This is a genomic window from Sorangium sp. So ce834 (assembly GCF_051521425.1).
In the GTDB taxonomy this organism is placed as follows: Bacteria; Myxococcota_A; Polyangia; order Polyangiales; family Polyangiaceae; genus Sorangium; species Sorangium cellulosum_D.
Map to the genome: position 1 here is coordinate 7,949,958 of NZ_CP150351.1, position 24,045 is coordinate 7,974,002.

A 24,045-nucleotide genomic window follows, 5' to 3' on the forward strand; every position below is an offset into this window, starting at 1 on the left:
GCCATGATCCGGGCCGCATTTCTCGACCGTGACGGCACGATGATCCACGATCCAGGCTACCTGGCGGACCCGGCGGGCGTCGCGCTGCTCGACGGCACGGCCGCGGCGGTCGCGCTGCTGCGCCGCTCCGGATATACGGTGGTCGTCGTCAGCAACCAGTCGGGCGTGGCCCGCGGGCTGTATGGCGCGGCCGGCGTCGCTGCCGTCAATCAGCGGATGATGGATCTGCTCGCGGCCGTCGAGCCTGAGGCGCGGATCGCCGCGGTCTACGTCTGCCCCCACGGCCCCGAGGATGGCTGCCCCTGCCGCAAGCCGCGACCGGGCCTGCTCCTGCGCGCGGCCCTGGACCTCGATATCGACCTGGCAGGGAGCCTGGCTGTCGGTGACAGCTCGCGTGACGTCGAGGCGGCGCTGGCGGCTGGGATCCCGGCGCCGCGCGTTCTACAGCTCGGCGCCCCGGATTCGCGTCCGTCGCTGCTCGCGGCGATCCAGCATTTGCTCCCTCAAGTATCCATCTCACGAGGCGGCCGCACGCCTGGAGTGATCCCATGATCGAACGCTTGCGCGGACGGCTCTCGCGGGGCGACTCCCCGCGCTTCTGGGTGATCGGCGACGTCATGCTGGATCGCTATTACATGGGCTCCGTCGATCGGGTGTCCCCCGAAGCGCCGGTGCCGGTGATGCTGCTCGATCGCATCGAGGACAAGCTGGGGGGGGCCGGGAACGTCGCGCAGAACATCCTCGCCCTCGGGGGTCGCGTGGCGCTGGCAGGTCGCGTCGGCGCGGACGAGCCGGCGGAACGGCTGCGCGCGTTGCTGGCGCGGGCGGGGGTCCTCGCGTCGGGGCTCGCCGAGGATCCCTCGGCGGTCACCACCGTCAAGCTGCGCGTATTGGCGGGCGCGCAGCAGCTCGTTCGCATTGACCATGAACGCCCGGAGCCGCCCGGATCAGGCATGCTCGACGCGCTCCTGGACGGTCTGGCCCGCGACCTGCCTCAGCCGGATTTCGTTCTCCTCTCCGATTACGCCAAAGGGGTGGTCACCTGCGAGCTGATAGAACGGCTGCGTCGCCTGCTGCCCGCCGTGCCGATCGCCGTCGACCCCAAGGCCCGCGACTACAGCAAATATCGCGGGGCCGACCTCGTCACCCCGAACGAGCACGAGGCGGCGCTCGCCGCCGGCATCAGCGTGCGCGATGATGCGTCGTTGCTCGCGGCCGCCGAGAGGTTATCGGCGCTCGTGCCGGGCGCCGCCGTCCTGATCACCCGCGGCCCCCGCGGCATGTCGTTGCTGCTGCCACCGGAGGCGGCTCGACGCTCGACCGGCGGTGCAGCCGAGCCGCCCGCGACCTCCGACCGGAGGTTCCTCGATGCGCCGGCGCACGCTCGCCACGTCTTCGACGTGACCGGCGCAGGCGACACGGCGCTCGCCGCGCTGGCGGTGTCGTGGGCGAGCGGCCTGTCGTGGGCCGAGCGCCTCCACGTCGCCAATATCGCTGCCGGCATCAAGGTCGGCAAGATTGGCGCGGTGCCGGTCTTCCTCTCGGAGCTCCTGGCGGCGTTGGCCCAGGGGGCGTGCGGCGCCAAGCTCATCGAGCGACGGCTGCTCGAGGGGCTGCGCCGGAGCGCCACCGCAAACGGCCAGCGGCTGGTCTTCACCAACGGCTGTTTCGACGTGCTGCACGTGGGCCACCTCACGCTGCTGGAGCACGCCCGTCGCATGGGCGATCTGCTGCTGGTGGGCATCAACAGCGACGCGTCGGTGCGGCGGCTCAAGGGCGCGTCGCGGCCGGTCCATCCTGCCGCCGAGCGCGCGGCCCTGCTCTCGGGGTTCTCGTGCGTGGACTTCGTCACCATCTTCGACGAGGACACCCCGCGCGAGGCCATCCTCGCGTGTCGCCCCGATGTGCTGGTCAAGGGCGGCGATTACAGCGAGGCGACGATCGTCGGCGCGCGCGAGGTGCGCGGCTGGGGCGGACAGGTCGAAGTGGTGCCGCTCGTCGCCGGCCGCTCCTCGACCCGCCTCATCGAGCGCGGCCCCGAGGAGCGCTGAAAGCTCAGCGGACGCGGAGATCGAAGCTGGCGCCGCTCGCGACGCCGGCCTGCGCGCGCGGATCGAAGCGCGCGTGGAGGGCGGCAACGCGGAAACCCTCCGCCTCTGCGGCGGCGGCGATCTCGCCGGGGTGCCACACGCGCTGCCGCAGCGTGCGGTAGATCGATCGCTCCACCAATCCCGTAGGTTTGATGTACTCGAAGAGCTGCTCGCTCGTGAGGACCCTGGCGCTCTCGTCATACGTCTCGATCGATCGCATCGCGACGGAGCGCGCCCCGCGCGGCGTCGCGACGCCCTGGACGATGCCGAAGAACAGCATAGGCCTTGGGAGCGGCGCAGCGATCGTGCTGAGCCGGTCGTCGCTCCTGGCCCGCATGTCGGTGCAGAAGCGCCCCCCTCTCGAGAGGCTTTGCCGCACGTGAGCGAGGACAGCGCGCAGCGAGGCCTCATCGAGGAAGAGCGTGAGGAAATCGTCGACCGCAAGCGCCGCGTCGAGCCGCTCGGGGTATGGGCGCAGCGCGATATCGAGCCGCGAGAGCTTCACCTGCCGGCGCACGCCGCGCTCGGCGCGCTTGAGCTTGTTGCGGAAGAAGGTGAGCACGCGCGGCGAGCGGTCGATCGCGTGCACTTCGTGGCCGTCTCCGGCCAGCGGCAGCGAGAGCCGCCCGGTTCCGCACCCGATGTCGAGGACGCGCGTCACGTCGTCGCCGACGGCGCTGCGGTAGAAATGCACCGTCTCCCGGATATCCGCGTCGCCGGCGCCGGCGTCGAGGAGCTCGGGCTCGAAGAAGTCGTCCTCCCAGGGCCGCAAGCTTGTTCGCGGGCTCTGCTTCATCTGGGGCCGATCTCCCTGCGGCGTGGCGAATTCGCCCAGCCCGCCGCGTCGCGGCGCGCCCGAGCGATGGCGGAGCGGATCTCGTCCTCTTCAACCAGCACGAGCGGGTGTCCATGCGTCGTCGCGACGCGCCCCACAGACTCGAGGAGCACGAACGGATGGTAGCCCGGCGGCGCGGGCAGATAGCCGTGCTTGTTGTCGCGGCGGACGACGTCGATGGTCGTCTCGATGTCAAGCTCGTCAGGAAACAGGAGCGTGTCGTTGACGGCGCCGAGGAGGCGAAAATGGAGCCAATACTCCTCGTCGGTCAGCATGCCGCGCTGCGCGGAGATCGCGGCCGAGACGAGCATGCCGAGGCCGACCGCGAAGCCGTGCGACAGGCCGTAGGACTGACATTCGAGGGCATGCCCGACGGTGTGGCCGTACTCGAGGCATATGCCTATGTGCTTCTCGTACGGATCGCTCCTCAGCAACATCTGCTTCGCCTCGATCCCGGTCACCACGAGCTCGAGCCAATGATCGGCGTGGTCCGCCCGCGCGGCGAGCGCGAGGAGGTCGCTCGTCCGCTGGGCGTCGAAGACCAGGCAGTTCTTGATCAGCTCGTTGACGCCCGACGCCAGCTCTCGGCAGTGCAGCGTCTCCAGGAACTTCAGGCTGATGAAGCTCGCCGTCGGAAGGTAATAGAGGCCAAACAGGTTCTTCCCCCTCGGCCCGTTCACCGCCTGCTTGAGCGACAATATCGAGTCGGACATCGCCAGCAGCGTCGTCGGGATGTGGATCAGCGGGACGCCGCGGTAGAGGAGCGCCGCGACCATCCCGGCGACGTTTCCGGTGAGACCGCCGCCGATCGCGAGGACGAGGCTGCGACGGGTCAGCCCGGCGCTGATCGCTTGATCGAGCAGCAGATTCACGCTGGCGAGCGTCTTCAGGGACTCCTGTGGCTCGACGGTGCCCCATGCGATCGGGATGCGCGCGCCGTAGCGCCTCTGAAGCTCGCGACCATAGAGCTCCCAGACCCGTCGATCCACGACCATGAAGGCGCGATCGGCGCCGCGCTCGATGCAGTGGTCGATGCACGCGTCGTGCACATCGTGGCCGATCGTGATCGGCATTGATTGTTCTGCGAACGAGAACGCAATCGTCCGTGGCGGTGGCGCGCGCTTGGCTGCGGCCCCGATGCCCATGTGCCCCGCTGGTGACTCAACCCCCATGAACGTGCGAGTATCGCAGCCGCGTCCAGCGACGTCCAGCTACATTTGGCCTCGCGCCACTATATCTGCGCTCGCGCCACGTTCAGGACGCTCATTAGGCGAGCCGGATCGGGTGGATTGGCTAGGGAGCTCTGTAGCTCGGCGGCAGCGCGACGGCGCCTGTCGAGGGAGAGCTGCGCGTGAAGGGTCCGCTCGGCCTGGACGAAGACGTAGTTGAGATAGCTGGCGACGATCGCCGTGAATGACTCGATACCGGTGAGCTCGGCGTGGCCGCCGGCCCGGCGGTAAGCCGCCAGCGTGCCTTGGATCCCCTTGATATCGATCTCGTCTCCGTGAACGTGCCAGTCCCAAAGAGCCATCGCCAGCACCCTGTCCGGCATCTCCGGGCCGGAGTCGTCCCAGTCGAGCAGCACATACTCATCGGAAGCGCGCTCGCGCGTGACGTTATCGGGTTGCAGATCGAGGTGCCAGCAGATCATCGCCGTAGGCTCTGCTGGGGTGACCAGGTCGGCGAGGGAGAGCAGCGACCCTAGCCGGCTGCGTATCGCGCTCACCCAATCGGCGCCTCCGGCGTCGCCGGCGGCGATGAGCTCCTCCCAGCGCTTCGGCGTGGGGCACGCGTCATACCAAGGGTCGTGGTCAGCGCCGTCAGCAGGGTAACTCAAGCCATGGATCCGGCCGATCGCGCTGCCTACCCACTCGGACAGCCCGGGGTCCGCCGTCTGGACAGGATGACCGTCGATCCAGCTGCAGAGTCGAACCGTCGCCCCCCCGAGCTCGGCCGGGAGCGAGCACAGGTGCCGGCCGTCGACGGTGCTCAGGTTGGCAGGGGCCCGGATCCCGCATCGGGCGGCGGCGTCTTGGAACGCGACTTGGCGGGCCACCCTGTCCTCGTCGGTCCTTCGAAATAGCTCTTTGACGGCCCATGCGGCGCCGGCGGCGTCGAGGCGATAGACGCGGCCCATTTCGCCGCCGCCCACGGGGACCATGCGCTCCGGGCGACCCCCGAGCCCGAACCGCTCCGCGATATAGCGCGCCGCGGCATCGTTCGCCTCTAGGCCTTGCATCGTGTAGGGTGATAGTCAACGAGCCGGCCAACGCAAGGCGGTTTCTTCGCCCGCGACGCTGTCCCGAGTGATCCCGTCCACGAGAGACGAGTTGGCTCGTCGAGAGGCGATCCTCCAGGATTGTCGGGCTCGCCGGGCGATTCCCGTCGTTGGCCGGCGAGCCGGCGTGGGGCGTGGCGTGGGGCGTGGATGGAGCACTTCCCGGTGCTCGGGGTCCCTTCCGGGCTCGCGGTGGGGCTCGGGGTGCTCGTGGCGCCAGCGGGCGAGGTCGAGCAACCCGGGCTCCGCGACCTTGAACAACTCCGACCGATCGATTCCCGCGCGTCGAGGATGCGCTCTGAAGCGCTCCGCCCCGTTGTGGCCCAGGTAGGAGTTCTCTTTCGTGCCGACGAAGACACGTTGCTGGCCCGGTCAGATGGCACGCCAGGCTCTGAGTGCGCGCATCACATCGCCGGATCCGGCCAGATCGGCCCGCGTGTACCTGAACCCGCTCACCTCGGGCAGTCGAGGTGAGGGCGGGAAGGAGGGCTATCCCGCTACCCCTCCCCGTCCGCCGCGACCGCCATCTGCCGCAGCGCCGCGAGCCGCGACGGCCGCGCCAGGAGCCCCCCGACCGTCTGGTCCGCGACCAGCTCCGCGATCTGCTCCGGCCGGTACCCGAGCGCCACAGGATCGCTGACGGCGAGCGGATGGATGCGCCCGGCCCCCCCGGGGCGGTACCAGTTCTGCACGCTCTCGTCCTGCGCCAGCACCGTCAGCGCGCACAGGTAGGCGTCCACCTCGCGGAACGTCCCCTCCCCCACCCCGCGCCCGATCATCGCCGCCACGGCCTCGGTCAGCGCGCGGCGCTCGGCCCAGTAGGTCGCGAACGCCTCCGGATCCCGCTCGCTGAGGCGGTGGATCTCCGTGATCTCCAGCGGGAAGCCGCACACCGTCTCCACGTCGAACCGCACGAAGCGCCAGAGCTGCACGTCGGCGGCGCCGCCGCTCGCCTCGAGCCTGCGCGCGTACGAGAGCGGCAGGCGGTTCACCTGCTGCAGGATCTCCGCGACGATCAGCTCCTTGCGCCGGAACCAGTAGTACAGCGACGACTGCCGGAGCCCGGCCGCCTGCGCGATCTCGAGCATCGACACGTCGACGACCCCGCGCTCGGCGAACAGCCGGCCCGCCACCTCCAGGATCTGCTCGCGCGGCGCGAGCTCGCTGCGCTGCGGCGCCTTGCGCGGCCGGCCCGTGCGGCGCGGGCTCCCTTCGGCCTTCTGACTGCCGTCGGCGCTCTGGCTGCCTTCGGCGCTTTGAGCAGGGGGAATCTCCGTCTTCATCATCTCCCGGGGTGGCCGTCGCGCCATCGCGCTCATCGATCCGCGCTCGCGTCCCTGTGCCATCCGCTCTTCCAGCGCGGTGGTCGCACGTCAACACGGGAAGAATACAAACCGCCAGGGCGCCAAGGACGCCGAGGGGAGAATTTTCAGGCTTGCTTCGACGCCCGCCTCACCCGGGTTGGGGCGGCCCGTCTCACCCAGGTTGGGGCGGCCCGCCTCACCCGGGTTGGGGCGGCCCGTCTCACCCAGGTTGGGGCGGCCCGCCTCACCCGGGTTGGGACGGCCCGTCTCACCCGGGTTGGGGCGGCCCGTCTCACCCGGGTTGGGGCGGCCCGTCTCACCCAGGTTGGGACCGCGGGATCCCCGCCGCGCCGCCACCGGGAAAAATCGTCCGCGCCCTGCATTTTACCCCCGCGAAACAGGCCGGAAACCCCGCCCCCGGATAGTCGACCCGTAGTTTCGATTCTCTATCGAAAGTGAGGCGGGCGATGTCTGAAACGGCCACAACGTACGCCGCGCGCGCGCACGCGCGCGCCCAGGAAGGCAGCGTCGTCGAGACGCAACCCACCGTGCCGAGCACGTCGATCGGCGACCCGCCCCCGGGCGTGGAAGCGCGCGACGTCCTCTGGGACGAGACCCTCGGCGCCGGCGGCTACGCGGCGCGCACCCTCCCCGTCGGCAGCCGGCTCCGGATCGTCGACGTCGAGGGCGACACCTGCGTCGCCCTCATGCTCCACCGCGCGGACCGCCCCATCGAGCGGCTCTGCCTCGCCGACACCGTGAAGCTCCAGTGGCAGGCCTATCCCGGCCCCGGCTACCTGCTCCTCTCCGACATGGGGCGCGTCCTCGCCTCCCTCCTCGAGGACACCGCCGGCCGCCACGACACCTTCTGCGGCACCTCGCTCCCGGGCGAGATCGCCTCCCGCTACGGCAGCGACGCCCACGGCGGCGCCCTCCGCTCCGGCCGCGAGCGGCTCCTCCTCGCCCTCGCCAAGCACGGCCTCACCGAGCGCGACCTCCCCACGCCCATCAACCTCTTCAAGGGCGTCCGCATCGAGGCCGACGGCGCCATCACCCTCCTCCCCGACTCGTCCCGGCCGGGCGCCCACGTGCTCCTCCGCGCCGAGCAGGACGTCCTCGTCAGCGTCGCCGCCGCGCCGCACCGCCTCGACCCGCGCCCGGCCTACCGCGCCGGCAAGGTCCGCCTCACCGCCTGGCGCGGCCGCCCCGCCCCGGACGACGACCCCGCGCGCAACGCCACGCCCGAGGCGCGCCGCGCCTTCGAGAACACCGCCGAGGAGCTCGCGGTCGCCCTCCGGGCAGGAGGCGCGCGATGATCCCCGCCGCCCCCGGAAAGCCGGTCGCCGCCCTGCGCGACCCCGCCCTCGCCGGCCTGCCCGGCGCCCTCGTCTCCGACGAGATCGTCCCGGCCCGCGCGCCGTGGGCCAAGATCGTCCGCGCCGGCGAGATCCTCCGCGTCATCGACCTCGAGGGCAACCAGGCCGTCGACTTCCTCGCCTACGTCCTCGCCGACACCGCCGAGCGCTACAGCGCCGCCGACACCATCGTCGCCCAGCGCAACATCTTCCTCACCACCGGCGCGAAGCTCCGCTCGAACCGCGGCCGCGTGATGATGACCATCACCGACGACAGCTGCGGCCGGCACGACACCTCCGGCGGCGCCTGCTCGTGCGAGTCGAACACCGTCCGCTACGGCCACCACACAAAGCACCAGCACGCCTGCGTCGAGAACTTCCTCATGGCCGCCGCGCCCTACGGCCTCGGCAAGCGCGACCTCGTCGGCAACATCAACTGGTTCATGAACGTGCCCGTCGAGGCCGACGGCACCCTCGGCATCGTCGACGGCCTGTCCGCGCCCGGCAAGCACGTCGACCTCCGCGCCGAGCTCGACCTGCTGCTCCTCGTCTCGAACTGCCCGCAGATCAACAACCCCTGCAACGCCTTCAACCCGACCCCGATCCGCATGGCGGTGGTGCGGCCATGAGCGCCCCCCCGCCCTTCCGCCGCGTCCTCGTCGCCAACCGCGGCGAGATCGCGTGCCGCATCCTCCGCACCCTCCGGCGCCTCGGGATCGCCTCGGTCGCCGTCTTCTCCGACGCCGACCGCGCCGCGCTCCACGTGCGCCTCGCCGACCACGCCGTCCGCCTCGGCGGCCAGACGCCCGCCGAGAGCTACCTGCGCATCGACGCCGTCGTCGACGCCGCCCGCCGCGCAGGCGCCGACGCGATCCACCCGGGTTACGGATTCCTCAGCGAATCCGAGGACTTCGCCCGCGCGGTGGAGGCCGCGGGCCTCGTCTTCATCGGGCCGACGCCGGCCCAGATGGAGGCGTTCGGGAGCAAGCACCGGGCGCGGGAGCTCGCCGTCGAGGCGGGCGTGCCGCTCCTGCCGGGCACCGGCGTGCTCCGGGACGCGGACCACGCCGCCGCCGAGGCCGCGGCCATCGGCTACCCCGTGCTGCTCAAGGCGAGCGCGGGCGGCGGCGGCATCGGGATGGCCCGGTGCGACGCGCCGGCGGAGCTCCCCGCGGCGTTCGAGCGGGTGCAGCGCCTCGCCCGCGCGAACTTCGGCTCGGGCGACGTGTTCCTCGAGCGCTTCCTCACCGCGCCCCGGCACGTGGAGGTCCAGATCGCCGGCGACGGCCGCGGCGACGTCCTCGTCCTCGGCGACCGCGACTGCTCGGTGCAGCGCCGCAACCAGAAGGTCCTCGAGGAGGCGCCCGCGCCCGACCTGCCGCCCCGGCTGCGCTCGGCGCTCGCGGAGTCGGCCCGCGCGCTCGCCGCGAAGGTCGCCTACCGGAACGTGGGCACCGTCGAGTTCCTCGTCGATCCCGCCCGCGCGGAGCACTACTTCCTCGAGGTCAACACGCGCCTCCAGGTCGAGCACGGCGTGACCGAGCTCTGCGCCGGCGTCGACCTCGTGGAGTGGATGCTGCGCATCGCCGCGGGCGACACGGCGTTCTTCGAGGGCGGCGATCCGCCGCTCTCCGGCCACGCGATCGAGGCCCGGCTCTACGCCGAGGACCCGGCGCGGGGGTTCTTGCCGAGCGCGGGGCTGCTCACCGAGGTGCGCTATCCGGAGGGCGCGGGCGTGCGGGTCGACGGGTGGGTCGAGACGGGCACCGAGGTCTCGGCGCTCTACGATCCGCTGCTGGCCAAGCTCCTCGTGCGCGGCGCGGACCGGGCCGCGGCGGTCGCGGCGCTGCGCGCCGCCGTCGGGGAGACCCGGCTCGGCGGGATCGAGACGAACCGCGAGTGGGTCGCGGCCGCGCTCGATCACCCCGACTTCCGCGGGGTCCGGCACCACACCGGCACGTTCGCGTCGCTGCCGTTCCGCCCGGAGGCGGTCGAGGTGACGGCGGCGCCGGGCGCGGTGACCGTGCAGGACTGGCCCGGGCGGCTCGGCCTGTGGTCGGTCGGCGTGCCGCCGAGCGGGCCGATGGACGACCTGTCGTTCCGCCTCGGCAACCGCGTCGTGGGCAACCCGGCCGGCGCCGCGGGGCTCGAGTGCGAGGTGCACGGGCCCACGCTCGTGTTCCACCGGCGCGCGGTCCTGTGCGTCGCGGGCGCCGCCATGCGCGTGCTGGTCGACGGGGTCGAGGTGGCGCCGTGGACGCCGGTCGAGGTCGCGCCGGGCGCCACCGTGGCGTGCGGGCCGGTGCGGGGGCCGGGCGCGCGCGCCTACCTGCTCATCCGCGGCGGCATCGACGTGCCGGCGCACCTCGGCAGCCGCGCCACGTTCACCCTCGGCGGCTTCGGCGGCCACGCGGGCAGGCCGCTCCGCCCCGGCGACGTGCTGCGCCTCGGCGAGGAGGTCGACCCGGCCCTCGCCCCCGGCGCGTTGCCGGCCGAGGCCCGGCCGGAGATCGGCAGATCCTGGGAGCTCGCCGTGCTCGACGGGCCGCACGGGGCGCCGGACTTCCTCACGGACGAGGGGATCGAGCAGTTCTACGCGGCCGAGTGGGAGGTGCACTACCACTCGGCCCGCACCGGCGTCCGCCTCGTCGGGCCCGCGCCGGCGTGGGCGCGCACCGACGGCGGCGAGGCGGGGCTGCACCCCTCGAACCTGCACGACAACGCGTACGCGATCGGCGCGGTCGACCTCACCGGGGACATGCCCGTCATCCTCGGCCCCGACGGCCCGAGCCTGGGCGGATTCGTGTGCCCGCTCACGATCGCTGCGGCCGAGCGGTGGAAGCTCGGCCAGCTGAGCGCCGGGGACAAGGTGCGGTTCCGGTCGATCCTGCCGGCGGAGGCCGACGCGCTGGCGCAGCGGAGCGACGCGCTCGTGGCGCGGCGCGGGGCCGCGACGAACGGCGCGGCGGCGCACGCCGCCAACGGCGCAGCGGCGCACGCGGCCAACGGCGCGACGGCGCACGCCGCCGACGGCGCGGCGGCGCGCGCGGCCAACGGCGCGGCCGCCGCGGCATCGAGCGGCGCGCGGCGCCGGCGCGGCGATCCGGTGCTGGGCCGCGTGCCGGCGCGCGACGGCCGGCCCGCGGTCGTCTTCCGGCAGAGCGGCGACCGGTACGTGCTCGTCGAGTTCGGGCCGCCGGTGCTCGACATCGACCTGCGCGTGCGCGCGCACCTGCTCATGACGCGGCTCGAGGAGATGCGCGTGCCGGGCGTGGTCGACCTGACGCCCGGGATCCGCTCGCTCCAGGTGCACGTCGACGGCGCGCGGCTCACCGTGGCCAAGGCCCTCGACCTGCTCCGCGAGGCCGAGGCCGACCTGCCCGCGCCGGAGGAGGTCCGCATCCCGAGCCGCGTCGTCCACATGCCGCTCAGCTGGGACGACCCGGCGACCCGCGAGGCGATCGAGCGCTACATGCGCACGGTCCGCGACGACGCGCCGTGGTGCCCGAGCAACCTGGAGTTCATCCGCCGGGTCAACGGGCTGCCGGACATCGCGGCGGTCCAGGAGATCTTCCTCGCGGCGAGCTACCTCGTGCTCGGCCTCGGCGACGTGTACCTCGGCGCGCCGGTCGCGACGCCGATCGACCCGCGGCACCGGATGGTCACGACCAAGTACAACCCGGCGCGCACGTGGACGCCCGAGAACGCCGTCGGCATCGGCGGCGCGTACCTGTGCATCTACGGCATGGAGGGGCCGGGCGGGTACCAGTTCCTCGGCCGCACGGTGCCGGTCTGGAGCCGCCACCGGCCGTTCCGGCAGACCACGCGCGAGCGGCCGTGGCTCCTGCGGTTCTTCGACCAGCTCCGGTTCCACCTCGTGTCGCCGGAGGAGCTGCTCGAGCTCCGCGCCGACATGGTGGCCGGGCGCGGCGAGGTGCGCATCGAGGAGACGACGTTCGACCTGGGCGAGCACCACCGCTTCCTCGACGACAACGCCGAGAGCATCGGCGCGGCCCGGGCGCGGCAGCGGGCGGCGTTCGACGCCGAGCGCGGCCGCTGGGAGGCGGACGGCGAGTTCGACCGCGTGCGCCGCGCGGGCGCCCGGCTCGAGGGCGCCTCGTCCGCCGCCGAGGACGCGCTGCCGACCGGGATGCTGCCGGTGACGGCGCCGCTCACCGCGTGCGTGTGGAAGGTGGACGTGGCGCCGGGGCAGCGCGTCGAGGCGGGCCAGCGCGTGGCCGTGCTCGAGGCGATGAAGATGGAGTTCGCCGTGGTGGCCGACGTGGCCGGAGCGGTCGACTGGATCGGCTGCCGCCCGGGCCAGATGGTCAGCGCGGGCCAGCCGCTCGTGGGGGTGTCGGCCGATGCGTGATCCGATCTCGACAGGGGCGCCGGACCGCCGCGGCGCGGCCGGCGCGGGCTCCGCGGCGCACGGAGCGCTCGGCGCGGGCTCCGCGGCGCAAGGCAGCAGCGACGCCGACGACCTCGCGCGCCTGGGCTACCGCCAGGAGCTGCGGCGCGACCTGGGGAGCCTGTCGGCCTTCGCGGCGGGCTTCTCGTACGTCTCGATCCTCACGACCGTCTTCCAGCTCTTCGTGATCGGGTACGCCTTCGGCGGGACGCGGTTCTTCTGGACGTGGCCGGTGGTCTTCCTCGGCCAGCTCGCGGTCGCGCTCAACCTCGCCGAGGTCGGCTCGCACTACCCGGTGGCCGGCTCGGTCTACCAGTGGGGGCGCCGCGTGTCGCCCGGCGCGCCGGGGTGGCTCGCGGGCTGGCTGAAGCTCGTCGGCGACGTCGTGAGCGTCGCGGCGGCGGCCATCGCGCTGCAGGCGATCTTGCCGAGCGTCTGGGGCGGGTTCCAGCTCCTCGGCGGCGACCCGTCGCTCACGTCGCGCGACGGCGCGGCGAACGCCGTGCTGCTCGGCGCGGGGCTCGTCGCGCTGACGACGGCGATCAACATGGCCGGGGTGCGGGCGATGGCCTGGGTCAACGACGTCGGCGTGATGGCGGAGCTCGGCGGCGTCGTGCTGCTGATCGGGGCGCTGTTCCTGCACGCGGTGCGGGGTCCGGCGGTGGTGCTCGAGCCGATCTACGGGCCGTCGCCGCCCCTGGGCACGGGGGCGGCGGGCCTGCTCGCGGCCGCGCTCATGCCGGCGTACGTGCTCTACGGCTTCGACTCGGCCGGGTCGCTGGCCGAGGAGACGCAGAGCCCGCGGCGGATCATCCCGCGGGCGATCCTGAAGGCCATCGTGGCCTCCGGGGTGGGCGGCGCGCTGCTCCTGCTCGCGGCGCTGATGGCGGCGCCGAGCCTGACCGACGGCCGCCTCGCGACCGAGGGCCTGGCCTACGTGGTCGTGAGCGCCCTCGGCCCGACGCTGGGCAAGGTGTTCCTGGTCGACGTGGCGCTGGCGGTGTGCGTCTGCACGCTGGCGATCCAGACCGGCGCCTCGCGCCTCGCGTTCTCGATGGCGCGGGACGGGGCGCTGCCGTGCGCGCCGGCGCTCGCGCGCGTGTCGCCGCGCACGAAGACGCCCGTCCTCCCGGCGATCGCGGTCGGCGCGCTCGCGTGCGGCATGCTCGTCGTGAACTACGGCGAGGCGCAGCTGTTCGTGCTCATCACGGAGACGGCCGTGCTGCTCGTGAACCTCTCGTACCTGCTCGTGACGGCGGGGATGCTCCTCCGCCGGCTGCGCGGGTGGCCGGGCAGCTCCGGGGCCCCGGCCGGGGTGTTCTCGCTCGGGCGGGCCGGGCTCGCGCTGAACGCCGCGGCCGTCGCGTGGGGGGTCGCGCTGATCGCCAACATCGCGTGGCCGCGGCGGGCCGGCGAGTCGGCGTGGATGGAGTACTTCCCGGTGATCGGGGTCGCGGGCACGATCGCCGCCGGGCTGGCGCTCTTCGTGGCGACGCAGAGGCCGAGCGGAGAACGGGTCGCCGTCAGCCCGCCGCGGGAGAGCTCGGCGTCGCTGATCTCCTGAGACGGGACGTTCCGGCGGCGAGGTCGAGCGGCCCTGAGCGGGGGCCCGTCGAGCGGCCGAGGCCACCAACAAGTTAGTTAGGCTTATTAAGTATGGCCATGCGTCTCGTACGACGCACGGAGGGCGGGAGCAGAGGCGACGGGCGAGGGGCGTCGGCAGGGTCTACGGCTGGCTCGCCCGGGCTCGTGCGTCGCCCCGCCCCGCCTGGCGCGCGCCGCGGGCCGGCGGCCCTGGAGCGCCGTGCGTCTCGGGAAAATTCGGACCGGAGCCTCAGGCCTTCGGCGAGGCCGTGCTAGGGTCGGACTCCGTGGCCACCGACACCGACGCGGCCCCCTCACGCCCCCCACGAGCCGCCCCGGAGGCTCGTGGGACTGGAGGACCGGCCACCCCCGATCTTGATGGAGACAGCGGCATGGCGAAGCTCGGCGTCTTCGTGGTCGACGATCACCCGATCGTGCGCGACGGGCTGAAGGCGTTGATCAACGCGCAACCTGACATGACGGTCGTCGGCGAGGCGGCGGACGGGCTCAGCGCCGTCGAGGCCGTCACGGAGCTCGGGCCGGACATCGTCCTGATGGACGTCACCATGCCCAGGCTCGGCGGCGCGCAGGCGACCGAGCGGATCAAGCAGGCGCGCCCGGAGGTCCAGGTGGTGGCCCTGACGGGCTACGAGGACAAGGCCAACGTCCAGCCGCTCCTGAAGGCCGGGGCGTCGGGGTACGTGCTCAAGGGCGCGCGGGGCGCGGAGCTGGTCCGGGCGATCCACGCCGTCGCCGCCGGGGGCGTGTACCTCGACCCGTCGATGACGGCCCACGTCGTGTCGAGCGTCGTCGGCCGCACCTTCGGCGACCACGGCTCGGCCTCGGAGCTGAGCGAGCGCGAGGCCGAGGTGATCCGGCTCATCGCCGAGGGGCACGCCATCAAGGAGATCGCGGCCCGCCTCGACCTGAGCGCGCGCACGGTCGAGACCTACAAGGTCCGGGCGATGGAGAAGCTCGGCCTCACGAGCCGCGCGGACACGGTGCGCTACGCCCTCCAGCAGGGCTGGCTCAGGAGCGAGTAGCGCCCGCGCGCGGGGCGCCTCTGACGGCCGGCGCAGCGGCGTCGACGACCGGCGCAGCCGGTGTCTGTGCCCCGGCGGGGGCTCACGATGGGCGCATCGGCTCCGCGAGCCATCGAACCAGCGCCTCGCCCTCGAGATCGAGCAAGGCATCCTCGACCTCGCCCGGACCGATCGCGCGGGCTCGCTCCACGATCGAGCGCTCTTCCTCGGCCGTCGGTCGTCGCCCGATCCGCCGCGCGAAGAGGCGACCGAGCAGCTCCGCGATCGCCTTCTGCTCGCCGCGCTCCTCTCCCCGTTGCTCTCCGCGTTGCTCGGCCTCGATGATCATCTCCCCGATGATCGGCGTGCGCCGGAGCAGCCCCTCTTCCTTGTCCTCCACCATGATGATGAGCTCCTTCAGCAGATTATGCCCCCAGGGATCGATGGTCGCCATCACCAGGAGCGCCGTATAAAGCTCGGCCCGCTCCTCCGCGCCTTTCGCCCCCGCGTGGATCTCTGCGACCACCTCCCGCAGCGCCGCCGCGGTCGCGTTACGTGCAAGCGGCGCAAATACCAGCCAGAGCACGCTGCCGCGCGCTCGCAGCTCGGAGACCGTGCGCTGGTAGACGGCGTCGATACGGAAGTGCGCGCCGCTGAACGGCCGCCCCGGCCACGCGACGCGGCGCTTCCCGGTAGCAGGCAAGCGCCGCCTGCGGCCCGACAGGACCACGGCGACGCTCTCGATGGGCGGCACCGGCGCGCCAGGGGATTCGAGGCGGAGCGCGGCGAAGAGAAAGCCGAGGTATTCGAAGATGCGATCCGGCACGTCGTCGCGGAGCGCGAAGCAGAACTCGACGTGCAACACCCGCGGCTCGCCCGAGACCCGGAGGCGCAAGGCCTTGTCGAGGCGGCGCTCGATGTTGGTGACCTGGCTGTCGACCCAACCGAGGACCTCGATGGGGCGATTCTCGGGGACGAGAGCGCACACCAAGTCCTCGGGCCGCCGTCGGGCGAGGTGGCGCAGCGTGATGTCGGCATCTCCCATGCGCGGCGCCCATGGCAGATCGCATACCAGGGACTCAGGTGGCTGAATGCGAGGGATTCCGGGGGGAGGTGTGCCGTCGGGCGGGTGGCGGCGCCATGGCGGGTGACCGCTTCGCGCCTCACGGGCAGCGCGTCGAGGAGCCAGGCAGCGAGCGGGGCGCCCCCTCATCATCCCTGCGCGCTGCGCCTCACGCCCGTGACGGCGGCACCCGGTCCCGCGATGGATCTCCCCCGACCGCAGCCGTTACCATGACGGACGCATGCCGCCGCAGCACCCGCCGCCCGAATCGCAGCAGCAGCCCCCGTCCCCGCCCAAGCCGCCTTTCTCCCTCGTGGACGGCGCCATCGCCGCGCTCGTGGCCACCGGCTACGGCGTGCCGCCGCTCTCGGCGCTGCTCTTCGGCGCGACCGTGCTGGTACGATTCGACGGCGCCCTCTTCCTCGCCGCGGCGCTCGGCCTCGCGGGGTGGCTCGCCCTCACGGTGTGGACCTACCGAGCCATCCGCCGCCGCGGCCGCCGCCCCTTCCAGATCGCCTCCGAGGTGCTCGCGCTCCTCCTCCTGCCCGCCTGGGGCATGGCCTACAGCCACGACGCGGGCGACAGCTGCGCCGTCCAGGCGTGCGACGCCAACACCACCGCGTTCCGCCCCCTCGCCGAGCCCGAGGTCTACGGCATCCTCGCCCTGCACGCCCTCACCGCCCTCGCTTACGCCATCTCGCGCCGCCGACCCGCAGCGCTCCCCGGCCCCGCCGAGCTCGCCATCCATGCAGCCCTGCTCCTCGGCCTCGCCCTCCACACCCTCCTCGCCGTGCACTTCGGCCCCTGGCTCGTCGCCGGCCTGCTCGTGCCGCCGCTCTTCCTCCCCTGCATCGCTCCGCTCCTCACCGTCATCCTCTATGCCGTCGAGCTGCGCGCCCGCCTCGTGCGGCGCGGCGTCGAGGCCAGCGCGCCCGCCCCGCTCGCCGCCGCGGACGCCGCCTACCGCGTCGGACCGCCCCAGGTCCCGCTCCCGCCGCCCCCCGCCATCCACCGGCCGACCCTGTGGCGCGCCCTCGCCGCCTCCCCGGTCCTCCTCGGGATCCACGCCGTCGTCCATGCCGCCTGGCTGGGACATCCCTCGGCCGCGCTCCAGGTCTTCACCCGCACCTGCGGATACACCCTCTCTCAGCTCCCCATCGTCGAGCTCCCCGGCGACTGCCATTACCTGTGCACCGTCGCGGCGCGCGGCCACGCCTGGCTGGTGCGCCCCGTCCGGCTCGGACGGCGGGGCGGCACGCCGATCCTCGTCAATCGCCAGCTCGCGATCGCCAATGCCTTCGAGGATCTCCTGCACGAGCGCTGGCCGCGCCTCGGCCGCGCGGCGCGCCGGCTCTACGACCGGCTGGGCCTGCCCGTGAGCCGGTACATCCGCGCCGCCTGGGCCGCCGATCTCGTCTACCTCGCGATGAAGCCCCTGGAATGGGCGTTCTACCTCGCGCTCCTGCTGCTCGACCCGCGCGCCCCCGAGGCGCGGATCGACCGCATGTACCGCTGATCGCCGGGCCGCCGCTACCGCCGCCGCCGGGCCCGACGGCGCGGCGTGCGAGACGTTCGTCGAATGCGACAGCGGCCGGTGCGACATCTTCCGGCGTCAGCTCACCAGCCGGGATCCAGCGGCGGCTCGACCGGAGCGAAGTCGCTCACGTTCTCGAGATCGAGACTGCCCGCGCCGCCGTGCCGGAAGCAGGCGGTCGATCCGTCGGCGCGCACGGCGCACAGCACGTTATAGCCGCCTTCTGCAAACACGTACCGCGCGGGCGGGATTGGCATGTCCCGACCGTCGTACCGCTTGCAGACGAGGGCATCCTGCTCGTCGATCGCGCACACGGCGCCGGCCGTCGCGGTGATCGACCGATAGCGTCCCGGTGGAAACGCGGGCAGGTCGGGCCCCACGGTCAGGATGCTGACTCCATCGGCGGGTGGCCTGTGACAGGAGATGGTGCCGTCCGTCCGGAGGCCGCAGAAGATGCCGATGCTCAGCGCGAGCTCCGCGAAATCGTTGCCGGGCGGCGCCGTGGCATAATTCGACATGACGGTGCCGTCCGCTCGAACGGCGGCGTACATACCTTCCCACGCGCAGTACACGCGCGAAAATGGCCCGCCTTCCACGGGTTGGGCGCGCGTGGAGGGGCCGTCCGGCTCGCGCGGATCGTAGAGGAACATCCCGAACGCGCCGTCGGACTGGAGCGAGCAAACCCCGACGTCGCCCCACATGTTCGTCTGACGAAAAGCGACGACCTGCGAAGGGCTCTCCGGAATCGTGAATTCGGCCGCACGCAAGCGGCCATCCTCGGTGAGCCCGATGAGCCCTTGCCGCGTGAGCTGGACGCGCCGGTAGATCCCGTCGGGCAGCGGCGTAGCATCGACCGCGTCGCCTGATCCCGACGATCCCCAGCAGCGATACGCGCCGTTCGCCTTGGTGACGCAGTAGCTTCCGATGTCGTCGTCCACGGCCACCGTTCGTGCGCACACGAAGTCCGTCTCGATCCAGGCGCCATCCTCCGCGCATGTTTCGCGGCGGAAGCTCCCGTTACAGCGCGATTCACCGGCCGAGCACGCGTCGGAGGGGGCGTTCGGCCCGCCGCCCTGGCCGGCCGAGCCCGCCGGCGTTCCCGAGCTCGACGGATCGTCAGGCCCGGCCGCCGCCGAGCCATCGTGCTCCAGGATCGTCCTTCCGTCGCATCCCCAGGTCACCAGGAGGAGTGCGCTCGCCCATGTCCCCGCCGTTCTCTGCAAGCTCGCCATGGCCGAAGGATAACCGAAGCGTGTTTGGGCGGCGCCAGAAGAACGCGCTGAACCAGGCGCGCGATCCGTGCTGTTCGAATCCATGCTCAAGCCTTGATTCGCGCGCCGTTCGACTATTCCGATGAAGAAGGATCGAGCGACAGGCGACCCACGTGCGTGAACGCGGGGGCGCGGGGGCGCCGTGCTACGATCCCCCTCGTGCCGAAGGAAAAGGCCAGGCCGGGCGAGACGCTCATCGCGCGCAACAAGCGCGCGGGCTTCGATTACGACCTCGGCGATCGGTTCGAGGCGGGGATCGTCCTCAAGGGGAGCGAGGTGAAGATGCTCCGCGCCGGCAAGGCCGACTTGACCGACTCGTTCTGCACGGTCCACAGGGGCGAGGCGTTCTTGCAAGGCGTGAGCATCGCCGCGATGGCCAGCGCCGCCTTCGGCCACCTGCCGAAGGGCGCGCGCAAGCTGCTCCTCCACCGGCGCGAGATCCAGCGCATCGACCTCTCGATCGCCCGCGAGGGGATGACCGCCGTCGCTACCCGGCTCTACTTCAAGGGCGGTCGGGCCAAGGTCGAGATCGCGCTGGCGAGGGGGAAGAAGACCTACGACAAGCGCGAGACCATCAAGGCGCAAGACGCCGAGCGCGAGGCGCGAGCCGTGGTGATCCACGGACAGCGACGGTACGGACGCGCGTGACGCAGGGCGCGCCATCTCCCGCCGCGCACCTGAGCCCCCGCCAGTTCAGCCGCGTGTTCCGCGAAGAGACCGGACAGTCGCCCGCCAAGGCCGTGGAGCGGCTGCGGGTCGAGACCGCGCGGCTCATGATGGGCGGCGGGCGAGGCGGGCGCGCTCGCATCACGGCGCGCGCGGCGACGACTCCGGCGCCTGGGCCCTGCGGGCGAGGGCGACGTACCGGAGGAGCAAGCTGATCGCGGACCAGAGCGCGAGCACGGCGAGCGGCCAGGCGAGCAGGCGCGGAAAGCACAGGGCGACCGCCGCGCCGCCGAGGAGCACGAGCGCCCCGCCGAGCAGGATCGCGCCCTCGGCCGCGCCGAGGACGCGGCGGTTCGCCATCGCCGCGCCCACGGTGTTCGCGAGGCGCAAGGCGCCCGCGGCGGAGCGCCCGGTCCCGGCCCCCTGCGGGCGGCGCCTCCTGTCGTGGACCGCGCGGCGCCGCGCGTGGAGGACGATCTCGGTCGCGCCGCGGAGATCTTCCTCGTACTGCGCCTGCATGCGCCCGGCGAACTCCTCATCCTCGATCGCCACGTCGATCTCGCAGTTCTCCAGCCAGCTCGCGATATTGAGGTTGCTCGACCCCACGCGCGCCCAGCGGCCATCGGCCACCGCGGTCTTCGCGTGGAGCATCGAGCCGTTCCACTCGTAGACGCGCACGCCGGCTTCGAGCAGCGGGCGATAGCCGGCCCGCGACAGCCTGCCGATGACCGGGACGTCGCTCGTGCCCGGGACGAGCAGGCGCACGTCCACGCCGTCGCGCGCCGCAGCGGTCAGCGCCTGGACGTACGGCGCGATGCCGACGAAGTACGCGTCCGTCAGCCAGAGCGTCCGCTGCGCCAGCGCGGCGACCATCTGTTCGAGCCGGTAGAGCCCGGTGGTGCCCGGCAGCTTCGCCACGACGCGCAGGTCCACGGGGCCGACCGCCGGCGGAACCTCGGTGAGGGCGGGCAGGTCGGCGGGCAGGCTCTCACCGAGGGTCGCCCAGTTGTCGGCGAACGCCTCGGCGAGCGCGCGCACCGCCGGTCCCCGCACGGCGATGCCGGTGTCGCGCCACGGCGGCACGCCCCGCGCCGCGTCGCCGAGCCATCGGCCGCTGACGCAGACGCCGGAGACGAAGCCGACCTCGGCGTCGACGACGAGCAGCTTGCGATGATCGCGCGTCACCCACCCGAACGGGCTGGTGAAGCTGAACGGATTGTAGGTGCGGACCTCCCCGCCCGCCGCGCGCAGCGGGCTCCAGAAGCGGTCCGTCGACCCGCCCAGGCACCCGAACCAGTCGCGGATCACGCTGACGCGGACGCCCGCCGCGGCGCGCTCGGCGAGCGCGCCGCGGAACTCGCGCGCCAGCGCGTCGTCGTCGAAGAGGTAGTTCTCGAACAGGATCGAGGTGCGCGCAGCCCGTATCGCGGCGAGCCATGCGTCGAAGTTCGCTCGCCCGTCGACCAGCAGATCGACCCTGTTGCCGCCGATGAGCGGCGCGCCAGCGACCCGACTGAAGGTTTGCCGTGCGACGGCGCGCAGCGGCGCGTTCGTCGTGGGGATGCGCGCAGGGACGCGAGCGGCGGTCATGGCGCACGTTCAATGCCAGAGTTTTCGTGCGTCGTCGCGCGCCGCGTCGACGACGGTCCCGGGGGTTGCCTGACGAGCGCGGCCCGGACGAGAATACGGCATGCCGTGGGCGACGGGCTGCGCCACCGCGGGGGCGAGCTGCGCCACGGGCACCTGGACCGCGCCGCGCGGCGGCGGCGAGACGGGCGCGCCGCTGCGCCACGAGTCCGCGCACTTCGCCTTACTACTGGCCCGAAGGCACCGAGATCACGCTGAGCCAGGCGCAGGCGGCGGCGGACACGCTCGAGAGCATCTGGGACGCGTACTTCGGCAGCCCCGTCTTCTTCCCCGAGCCGTACTGCGGCTCGGCGCAGAAGTGGAAGGCCGCGGTTCACTTCGACAACGAGTTTCCGCTCTGGGGCGGCGGGTGGAACCGCGACGGCATCTCCTACATGGGCATGTGGGTGGGCCCCGGCGCCGCCCGCGACCCCTGGGGGCTCGCGCACGAGTTCATGCACGGCGTGCAGTCGATGACGCAGGCGTTCCCGGATTGCGGCGGCACCGGCTGCTGGATCTTCGAGAGCCACGCGAACTGGATGCCGCACCAGATCTGGCGGGACAACGTCCATTGCTCGGAGATGCTGCCGAACATGCCGCACCTCTACTATGGCAACACGCGGGACCGCTATTGCAACTGGCAGTTCTTCGAGTTCCTGAAGGACAAGCACTGCTACGGCGCGGTCAATGACATGTGGGCCCACGACGCGCCGAGCGGCCAGCGCGATCCGTGGCAGAAGCTCATGCTGAGCCGGGGCTGGGACGTCGAGCAGCTCAACGATCTGTTCGGCGAGTGGGCGATGCACAACGTCACCTGGGACTACAGGGATCCGCCGCCCGCGGCCGGGGGCGACCCAGCCAGCGTGTATCGCCGGGCTTACGGCCCGATCGAGGTCGATCGGACGTCGAGCGGCCGCACCGATCGGCGGCTGCGGCTCACGCGCCTCGAGGGGCTCGACGCGGACTGGGCGCAGCATCGCCGCTTCGTCTCTCCGTACCACTGGGCGCCGCAGCGCTGGGGCTACAACGTCGTGCGCCTGCACCCGCAGCCCGGCGCGACGAGCGTGCGCGTCGCGTTCCGGGGCGTGACGCAGCCCGGCGCCGACTCCGGCTGGCGCTGGGGCCTCGTGGCGACGGCCCCGGAGCTCTCCACGCCGCGCTACAGCCCGCTGCGGCGAGGGAGCGACGGCGAGCTCGATTTCTGCGTCGACCCGGGCGAGAACGTCTATCTGGTCGTGGTCGCGACGCCGACAGAATACAAGAAGATCGTCTGGACGAACCCCTCGGACGGCCCCGCGTACCCGTCGATCCATCGCTATCCGTACATGGTGCAGGTCGACGGGGCGTGGCCGGCCGGGTTCCAGGACGGCCAGCTCGAGGCGTGCCCGCAGGGCACGGCGCGGCACGCGAACGGCGGCGGGTGCGCGCCCGCGGGCACGCCGTCGAGCGTCTACGTCGGTCCTCACGCCACGATCCTCGGCGGCGAGGTGACCGGCGACGTCCGCGTCGAGGATCATGCGACCATCGTGCGCGGCAAGATCTCCGGCGGCCGGATCGGCGCGCTCAGCCTTGTCGGGCAAGGCGGCCCGGGCGTCCAGGCGCGCGGGTTCGACGTGAGCGGCTCGGCGATCGTCCAGACCACGTTCGATCCGCTCGGCTGGTTCGGCAGCGGCCAATCCGTCTCCGGGACGGCGCGGCTGCTCGGAGATGTCGAGTTCGTCGCCGCGTCGAAGTCGAGCAACACGTTCTACGGGTTCGTCCCCGACGACTGGCGAGGAGAATCGATGGTGACCGAGGTGACGGTCGCGCCGCCGTACACCTGGCGCCCTTGAGGCCGCGATCCCCCGTCGACCGCCGCTCCGTCGAGGCGCGGCGCGCTCAGCCCTTCCAGGCGACGCGCTTCCCCGCGGCGGAGGCCTCGGCGATCGTGTCGACCAGCCGGTGGAGCTTCAGCGCGTCGCGGAACGTCGGCGCGACCGAGGTGCCCTCCGCGAGATCCTTCGCGAAGGCCGCATACAGCTGCGCGATCTGGTACGCGTCGTCGGACAGCCCGGCCCGGGGGATCCAGGACAGGCGCTCTGGCGTCGGGATCGGCTGGAGCGGCTGCCCGTCGCCGCGGGCGCCCGAGAGGCTCAGATCGTGGGACAGGACGAGATCGCCCTCGGTGCCCGTGAAGGTGCAGTTGAGGATGGGACCATTGCGCTTCGCGGTCTCGAAGTGGGCCGAGACGACCGCTCCGCCCACGAGCGTCCCTGAGAGGAGCGTCTGGTCCGGCGCCGTCACCGGCACGACCTCGCCCGTCTCGATCACCGTGGTCTCGTCGAACTGGCGGGCGACGAGGCTGGACAGGCTCTCGAGCTCGCCGACCGCGGAGAGCACCGTGTCGAGGAAGTGCGCGGCGACGATCGTGAGCACGTCGACGCCGTTCTTCGCGTCGGCCACATACGCCTCGGCGCGCGGCCGCCGCGCGCCGCCCATCGGCAGCGCGACGTGCATCGTCACCGAGCGCAGCCGGCCCACGTAGCCCTCGGCGATCAGCTCGCGCAGGTGACGCACGCTCGGCGCGAGGCGCCGCTGGAGCCCGATCGCCGTGCGGACGCCGGCGGCCTCGGCGGCCCCGGCGAGCTCGGTGGCCTCGGCGAGCGAGACGCCGAGCGGCCACTCGCACAAGATGTCCTTCTTCGCGGCGACGGCGGCGCGGACGGGCCGCGCGTGCTCGGGCGCGCGGACCGAGACGACGACGAGATCGACGTCGGGGTGCTCGATCAGCGGCTCGGCGCGGTCGAACGCGTGGCGCGCCCCGAAGCGGCGCGCGGCCTCGTCGGCGCTCGCCTGCCTCGTGGTGCTCACCGCCGCGAGCTCGTATGCGTCGCCGAGCGCCGCGAGCGCCGGCAGGTGCGTCGCCACCGCCCAGCCCCGGTCCGGGCTCGCCCCGACGACGCCCACGCGAATCTTCTTCGATCCTCGGATTCCGCTCATGGTCTCTCCTCGATGGCCCGCTCCGGC

The 24,045-nt window shown here is 72.6% G+C and carries 18 protein-coding genes and 1 pseudogene; 11 read left to right on the top strand and 8 right to left on the bottom strand.

Annotation, left to right across the window (positions count from 1 at the left end):
* Positions 1-3 precede the first annotated feature (3 nt).
* Together WMF20_RS28715 and rfaE2 are read left to right on the top strand one after the other, a co-directional pair.
* Entirely contained in the window at positions 4-552 is a 549-nt protein-coding gene (locus WMF20_RS28715; protein ID WP_437605118.1) for a D-glycero-alpha-D-manno-heptose-1,7-bisphosphate 7-phosphatase, read from the top strand.
* Positions 549-2,051 (top strand): D-glycero-beta-D-manno-heptose 1-phosphate adenylyltransferase, encoded by a 1,503-nt coding sequence (gene rfaE2, locus WMF20_RS28720; protein ID WP_437605119.1) that lies wholly within the window; start codon positions 549-551, stop codon positions 2,049-2,051. The genes WMF20_RS28715 and rfaE2 overlap by 4 nt, the downstream gene beginning before the upstream one ends.
* 4 nt (positions 2,052-2,055) lie before the next feature.
* Here the strand turns inward: rfaE2 and WMF20_RS28725 are convergent, their stop codons facing one another.
* The 4 genes from WMF20_RS28725 to WMF20_RS28740 all read right to left on the bottom strand — a co-directional run bounded on the left by WMF20_RS28725 (position 2,056) and on the right by WMF20_RS28740 (position 6,513).
* Positions 2,056-2,886, bottom strand: coding sequence for a class I SAM-dependent methyltransferase (locus WMF20_RS28725; RefSeq protein ID WP_129577435.1), 831 nt, complete (start codon positions 2,884-2,886; stop codon positions 2,056-2,058).
* Positions 2,883-3,998 (bottom strand): 3-dehydroquinate synthase family protein, encoded by a 1,116-nt coding sequence (locus WMF20_RS28730; RefSeq protein WP_437605120.1) that lies wholly within the window; start codon positions 3,996-3,998, stop codon positions 2,883-2,885. The genes WMF20_RS28725 and WMF20_RS28730 overlap by 4 nt, the downstream gene beginning before the upstream one ends.
* A 158-nt stretch (positions 3,999-4,156) precedes the next feature.
* On the bottom strand, positions 4,157-5,164 hold the full coding sequence (locus WMF20_RS28735) for a phosphotransferase enzyme family protein (protein WP_437605121.1): 1,008 nt from the start codon (positions 5,162-5,164) through the stop codon (positions 4,157-4,159).
* 536 nt (positions 5,165-5,700) lie between these two features.
* Positions 5,701-6,513 (bottom strand): TetR/AcrR family transcriptional regulator, encoded by an 813-nt coding sequence (locus WMF20_RS28740; protein ID WP_437605122.1) that lies wholly within the window; start codon positions 6,511-6,513, stop codon positions 5,701-5,703.
* 461 nt (positions 6,514-6,974) lie between these two features.
* Here WMF20_RS28740 and WMF20_RS28745 point away from each other — a divergent pair, with 461 nt between their 5' ends.
* The 5 genes from WMF20_RS28745 (at position 6,975) to WMF20_RS28765 (ending at position 14,900) form a co-directional block, all read left to right on the top strand.
* On the top strand, positions 6,975-7,823 hold the full coding sequence (locus WMF20_RS28745; protein WP_129577439.1) for an urea amidolyase associated protein UAAP1: 849 nt from the start codon (positions 6,975-6,977) through the stop codon (positions 7,821-7,823).
* On the top strand, positions 7,820-8,491 hold the full coding sequence (locus WMF20_RS28750) for an urea amidolyase associated protein UAAP2 (protein WP_437313084.1): 672 nt from the start codon (positions 7,820-7,822) through the stop codon (positions 8,489-8,491). Before WMF20_RS28745 ends, WMF20_RS28750 begins: the two co-directional genes overlap by 4 nt.
* Positions 8,488-12,234 carry an urea carboxylase gene (gene uca / locus WMF20_RS28755; protein WP_437605123.1) on the top strand — a complete coding sequence of 1,249 codons (3,747 nt, stop codon included), beginning with the start codon at positions 8,488-8,490 and terminating at the stop codon, positions 12,232-12,234. The genes WMF20_RS28750 and uca overlap by 4 nt, the downstream gene beginning before the upstream one ends.
* Complete coding sequence (locus WMF20_RS28760; RefSeq protein WP_437605124.1) at positions 12,227-13,837, top strand: amino acid permease; 1,611 nt, start codon at positions 12,227-12,229, stop codon at positions 13,835-13,837. The genes uca and WMF20_RS28760 overlap by 8 nt, the downstream gene beginning before the upstream one ends.
* A 412-nt stretch (positions 13,838-14,249) precedes the next feature.
* Positions 14,250-14,900 carry a response regulator transcription factor gene (locus tag WMF20_RS28765; RefSeq protein WP_437605125.1) on the top strand — a complete coding sequence of 217 codons (651 nt, stop codon included), beginning with the start codon at positions 14,250-14,252 and terminating at the stop codon, positions 14,898-14,900.
* Between the two features lie 82 nt (positions 14,901-14,982).
* Here WMF20_RS28765 and WMF20_RS28770 read toward each other — a convergent pair whose 3' ends face one another.
* The gene (locus tag WMF20_RS28770; RefSeq protein ID WP_437605127.1) at positions 14,983-15,924 is read right to left on the bottom strand and encodes a hypothetical protein; all 942 of its coding nucleotides are present in this window, start codon (positions 15,922-15,924) and stop codon (positions 14,983-14,985) included.
* A gap of 259 nt (positions 15,925-16,183) precedes the next feature.
* Here WMF20_RS28770 and WMF20_RS28775 point away from each other — a divergent pair, with 259 nt between their 5' ends.
* A complete protein-coding gene (locus WMF20_RS28775; RefSeq protein ID WP_437605129.1) occupies positions 16,184-17,458 on the top strand; it encodes a DUF6688 family protein in 1,275 nt (424 codons plus the stop codon).
* 101 nt (positions 17,459-17,559) lie between these two features.
* Here the strand turns inward: WMF20_RS28775 and WMF20_RS28780 are convergent, their stop codons facing one another.
* A complete protein-coding gene (locus WMF20_RS28780) occupies positions 17,560-18,435 on the bottom strand; it encodes a hypothetical protein (RefSeq protein WP_437605130.1) in 876 nt (291 codons plus the stop codon).
* A 471-nt stretch (positions 18,436-18,906) separates the two neighbouring features.
* On the opposite strand from WMF20_RS28780, the gene smpB reads away from it, so the two are divergent.
* Entirely contained in the window at positions 18,907-19,395 is a 489-nt protein-coding gene (gene smpB, locus WMF20_RS28785) for an SsrA-binding protein SmpB (RefSeq protein ID WP_437605131.1), read from the top strand.
* 20 nt (positions 19,396-19,415) lie between these two features.
* Positions 19,416-19,538 (top strand): annotated as a pseudogene (locus tag WMF20_RS28790) (helix-turn-helix domain-containing protein); the annotation flags it as partial.
* A gap of 16 nt (positions 19,539-19,554) precedes the next feature.
* On the opposite strand, the gene WMF20_RS28795 reads toward WMF20_RS28790, so the two are convergent.
* Complete coding sequence (locus WMF20_RS28795; protein WP_437605132.1) at positions 19,555-21,003, bottom strand: phospholipase D-like domain-containing protein; 1,449 nt, start codon at positions 21,001-21,003, stop codon at positions 19,555-19,557.
* 65 nt (positions 21,004-21,068) lie between these two features.
* Here WMF20_RS28795 and WMF20_RS28800 point away from each other — a divergent pair, with 65 nt between their 5' ends.
* Complete coding sequence (locus tag WMF20_RS28800) at positions 21,069-22,871, top strand: DUF6055 domain-containing protein (protein ID WP_437605133.1); 1,803 nt, start codon at positions 21,069-21,071, stop codon at positions 22,869-22,871.
* Between the two features lie 46 nt (positions 22,872-22,917).
* Here WMF20_RS28800 and WMF20_RS28805 read toward each other — a convergent pair whose 3' ends face one another.
* A complete protein-coding gene (locus tag WMF20_RS28805) occupies positions 22,918-24,018 on the bottom strand; it encodes a Gfo/Idh/MocA family protein (protein WP_437605134.1) in 1,101 nt (366 codons plus the stop codon).
* Between the last annotated feature and the right edge of the window lie 27 nt (positions 24,019-24,045).

What these genes read in the sequence shown, in the direction of transcription:
- WMF20_RS28715 (WP_437605118.1), top strand. Translation starts at nt 4, where the DNA reads ATGATCCGGGCCGCATTTCTCGACCGTGACGGCACGATGATCCACGAT.
- rfaE2 (WP_437605119.1), top strand. Translation starts at nt 549, where the DNA reads ATGATCGAACGCTTGCGCGGACGGCTCTCGCGGGGCGACTCCCCGCGC.
- WMF20_RS28725 (WP_129577435.1), bottom strand. Translation starts at nt 2,886, where the DNA reads ATGAAGCAGAGCCCGCGAACAAGCTTGCGGCCCTGGGAGGACGACTTC.
- WMF20_RS28730 (WP_437605120.1), bottom strand. Translation starts at nt 3,998, where the DNA reads ATGCCGATCACGATCGGCCACGATGTGCACGACGCGTGCATCGACCAC.
- WMF20_RS28735 (WP_437605121.1), bottom strand. Translation starts at nt 5,164, where the DNA reads ATGCAAGGCCTAGAGGCGAACGATGCCGCGGCGCGCTATATCGCGGAG.
- WMF20_RS28740 (WP_437605122.1), bottom strand. Translation starts at nt 6,513, where the DNA reads ATGGCGCGACGGCCACCCCGGGAGATGATGAAGACGGAGATTCCCCCT.
- WMF20_RS28745 (WP_129577439.1), top strand. Translation starts at nt 6,975, where the DNA reads ATGTCTGAAACGGCCACAACGTACGCCGCGCGCGCGCACGCGCGCGCC.
- WMF20_RS28750 (WP_437313084.1), top strand. Translation starts at nt 7,820, where the DNA reads ATGATCCCCGCCGCCCCCGGAAAGCCGGTCGCCGCCCTGCGCGACCCC.
- uca (WP_437605123.1), top strand. Translation starts at nt 8,488, where the DNA reads ATGAGCGCCCCCCCGCCCTTCCGCCGCGTCCTCGTCGCCAACCGCGGC.
- WMF20_RS28760 (WP_437605124.1), top strand. Translation starts at nt 12,227, where the DNA reads ATGCGTGATCCGATCTCGACAGGGGCGCCGGACCGCCGCGGCGCGGCC.
- WMF20_RS28765 (WP_437605125.1), top strand. Translation starts at nt 14,250, where the DNA reads ATGGCGAAGCTCGGCGTCTTCGTGGTCGACGATCACCCGATCGTGCGC.
- WMF20_RS28770 (WP_437605127.1), bottom strand. Translation starts at nt 15,924, where the DNA reads ATGGGAGATGCCGACATCACGCTGCGCCACCTCGCCCGACGGCGGCCC.
- WMF20_RS28775 (WP_437605129.1), top strand. Translation starts at nt 16,184, where the DNA reads ATGCCGCCGCAGCACCCGCCGCCCGAATCGCAGCAGCAGCCCCCGTCC.
- WMF20_RS28795 (WP_437605132.1), bottom strand. Translation starts at nt 21,003, where the DNA reads ATGACCGCCGCTCGCGTCCCTGCGCGCATCCCCACGACGAACGCGCCG.
- WMF20_RS28805 (WP_437605134.1), bottom strand. Translation starts at nt 24,018, where the DNA reads ATGAGCGGAATCCGAGGATCGAAGAAGATTCGCGTGGGCGTCGTCGGG.